The sequence below is a fragment of the Halodesulfovibrio sp. MK-HDV genome (assembly GCF_009914765.1).
Classification (GTDB): Bacteria; Desulfobacterota; Desulfovibrionia; order Desulfovibrionales; family Desulfovibrionaceae; genus Halodesulfovibrio.
Genome location: NZ_WYDS01000048.1, coordinates 1 through 2,807 on the forward strand (window position 1 = coordinate 1; position 2,807 = coordinate 2,807).

The 2,807-nt window shown below is 42.8% G+C and carries 2 protein-coding genes and 3 tRNA genes; 1 reads left to right on the forward strand and 4 read right to left on the reverse strand.

Annotated features, from left to right (window positions below; translation table 11 throughout):
- Window positions 1–275: 275 nt before the first annotated feature.
- Window positions 276–545 carry a hypothetical protein gene (locus MKHDV_RS18525; RefSeq protein ID WP_160717970.1) on the reverse strand — a complete coding sequence of 90 codons (270 nt, stop codon included), beginning with the start codon at window positions 543–545 and terminating at the stop codon, window positions 276–278.
- 146 nt (window positions 546–691) lie between these two features.
- A tRNA-Tyr gene (locus tag MKHDV_RS18530) sits at window positions 692–777 on the reverse strand.
- A gap of 354 nt (window positions 778–1,131) precedes the next feature.
- On the opposite strand from MKHDV_RS18530, the gene MKHDV_RS18535 reads away from it, so the two are divergent.
- On the forward strand, window positions 1,132–1,884 hold the full coding sequence (locus MKHDV_RS18535; RefSeq protein WP_160717972.1) for an SIMPL domain-containing protein: 753 nt from the start codon (window positions 1,132–1,134) through the stop codon (window positions 1,882–1,884).
- Window positions 1,885–2,634: 750 nt separating this feature from the next.
- Here MKHDV_RS18535 and MKHDV_RS18540 read toward each other — a convergent pair.
- Together MKHDV_RS18540 and MKHDV_RS18545 are read right to left on the reverse strand one after the other, a co-directional pair.
- A tRNA-Tyr gene (locus MKHDV_RS18540) sits at window positions 2,635–2,720 on the reverse strand.
- Window positions 2,721–2,725: 5 nt separating this feature from the next.
- A tRNA-Thr gene (locus MKHDV_RS18545) sits at window positions 2,726–2,801 on the reverse strand.
- Window positions 2,802–2,807 lie beyond the last annotated feature (6 nt).

The window sequence follows — 2,807 nt, forward strand, 5'->3', positions numbered from 1 at the left end:
AAAAAACTGGGCACTTAAGAGAGCTTGAATATGTATTCACAGAAGTTAAAGTGCACAGGTAGAAACTGCTGATATATGACCGACTTTGGGGAGTTGGATATGTATAAACTTTTATTTGCGGTAAAATAGATTCTATTGATGAGATTACATAAAAAAGCCAGTCCTAGGACTGGCTTTTTTTGGGCTTAATGACTGTTCGAAATTGTCGTAGCGGTAACTACTTTAATACTACCAGTTTCAAGCAAAGCTTTTTAATCACAGATAGTAAGCTGTGGCTAGCCTTCGCTGGATAGCTCAAATGTCAATTCTAATTCGTCTGCATCTTTGTCTGTAAGTAACCATCGGCAGGTGCGTTCTTCAATAGTAGCTGAATATGTTTTGCCAAGAGTCAGGGAGTTGAACCACAGCTCATTTGTTGCAACGAGCATGAGTGTTTCTTTAGTGGTTTTAGGCGTTGAATCTGTTCCGCCGCTGCAAAGACTAAGAATGGTACAATCTACGACTGTAACGTCTTTGCCATTAAAAATGATATGTTCTTCTAACATTGTGTCTCCGTATGGTGTACGTGGGATACTTTTTTATATTTTACGACTATGCTGGTTGAGTTTTATAACAGTATCATATGTTGCCTCAACCTGCTTGGTAGACATTAAACGCAAAAAAGCCAGTCTTTCGACTGGCTTTAATGACGTGGTGGTGGGGGGAGGATTTGAACCTCCGAAGGCGTACGCCGACAGATTTACAGTCTGTTCCCTTTGGCCACTCGGGAACCCCACCTGCTTGTGCTGTTGTCCGTGGGATATATTCCCTGACAACGGAGACGGTTTCTACGCATGTCGTATTAATTTGGCAAGTAAAAAAGGTAAAAATGATAAATTAATTGGATAATCAAGTTATGGCTTCAATAAATCAGTGTGACACGAGTATGGTTCGCAGTGTTGATGAATAGGAGCTATAAGTTTCTGCTAGCTGTTGTAACGTAGTATCAGGCTGTAGTGGCGCTTGTGTGCAAAGAGGTCAATCATCCATTGGCTAACAGTTGTTCATTCTCTGAATATGAAATAATATGGTTAACGAGAGTTAATACAACGCTGCTCCACAGCAGCCGGAAATATAAGGACAGGTGATGGCATGGCAAATGAAAATGGAAAAGTCGCAAAAGTACTTTCACCCGTAAGTGCAGGTATTTTAGCTCTTGGAATAGTGGCGGCAGCGGCTGTGATTATGTTGGGACTTATCAATTTTCGCGGTTCAGAGCGTTATGTCACTGTAAAAGGGCTTGCTGTAAAAGATGTTGAGGCAAATATGGCCTCGTGGTCCATAAAGCATGTTGTTACAGGTGATGATCTCGCAGCATTGCAGGTGACAATTGAAGCAAACTCCAACTTGATTAAAAAATTTTTGGTAGATAGTGGATTGCCTAAGGATATTAAGTTTTTTAAAACTGTTGATGTGCAGGATCGTTTTGCCCTTACATATGGGCAAGGTGCACCAGTTGGGCAGCGCTACATAGTGTCTGAAACCATCACTGTTCAGACAGATAAGCTTGATGCCGTAGATCGAGCCTACCAAGATGTTGGTGAGCTGATAAAACAAGGTGTGAGTATAGTTAAAGAAGGGCAGCCTGGATCAGGCAATCCTATCTATATATTTACACAGCTGAATGGTGTTAAGCCTGAAATGATTCATGCCGCGACCCTCAATGCCCGAAGTAGTGCTGAGCAGTTTGCAAAAGACTCTGGAGCAGTGGTCGGAGCGATTAAACAGGCGAATCAGGGTGTTTTTCAGTTGCTCCCAAGAAATTCAGGGGAGATGTATATGGAAAGATTCTCGCGCTACAAAACGATACGAGTTGTTTCAACGATTAAGTTTTATTTGAAATAGATGATAAAGAGCCCTTAGTTGCTAAGGGCTTTTTTTGTGCTGATGTTGTGGCGACCTTAACTGCAATGACAAAAGGTTCACAGAATAACTTCTGTGAACCTTTTGTTTTCAGATCAAGTCTCTTTCGCTGCCTGTTAAAATTACGACATGTTTGGCTTGAACAGCTCTGCTGTGGGCAACATTTTTTTGAGTGCTGAACAGTCAAAGGGATGATGTCAACTCAATCTCTGTCGGGGCTTGTTGAGTGGGCGATTTTTTCCCGAAGATAGTATGTGTATCACAGATAACATGCGTCATCGTAACGATGGGGAGATAATAAACAGGCTATAAGGTATCTGTGGTGAGCTGGGTTTTACGCTTAAGGGCTGTTTTACTCTACGATACCCAGCGAGTTAGCGAAGTATCAAAGTGGCTGTCGGAGAGGCAGGCTGGATACAAATATCCTAGGGCGTGTCGTAGACGAGATTTTCTTTGTGGGATTAGAAATAGCCTGCAATAATAAGCGAAGGGTAAGAAAAAAATGCGATGGAGAGTTGGTACTCTTCATCGCATTTTTTGGAATTGATTTTGTAAATGGGGGCAGTGTTCGCAAATATGAGTGGCACGTTACACGAACAATCAGAAAGAATTTGAACCGTAGTGATGCCGTTGGGATTGTTTTGAGAGGTAGTAGAGGGGGCGAGGTTTCATTCTGTGCACCAAATTTAGAAGACACAAAAAAAGCCAGTCTTTCGACTGGCTTTAATTACGTGGTGGTGGGGGGAGGATTTGAACCTCCGAAGGCGTACGCCGACAGATTTACAGTCTGTTCCCTTTGGCCACTCGGGAACCCCACCTGTACTGGAGCTGGCGATGGGACTTGAACCCGCAACCTGCTGATTACAAATCAGCTGCTCTACCAATTGAGCCACGCCAGCAACGAG

Bases quoted from the DNA above. Each gene is read 5' to 3' on its own strand.
- MKHDV_RS18525 (WP_160717970.1), bottom strand. From the start codon at position 545: ATGTTAGAAGAACATATCATTTTTAATGGCAAAGACGTTACAGTCGTA.
- MKHDV_RS18535 (WP_160717972.1), top strand. From the start codon at position 1,132: ATGGCAAATGAAAATGGAAAAGTCGCAAAAGTACTTTCACCCGTAAGT.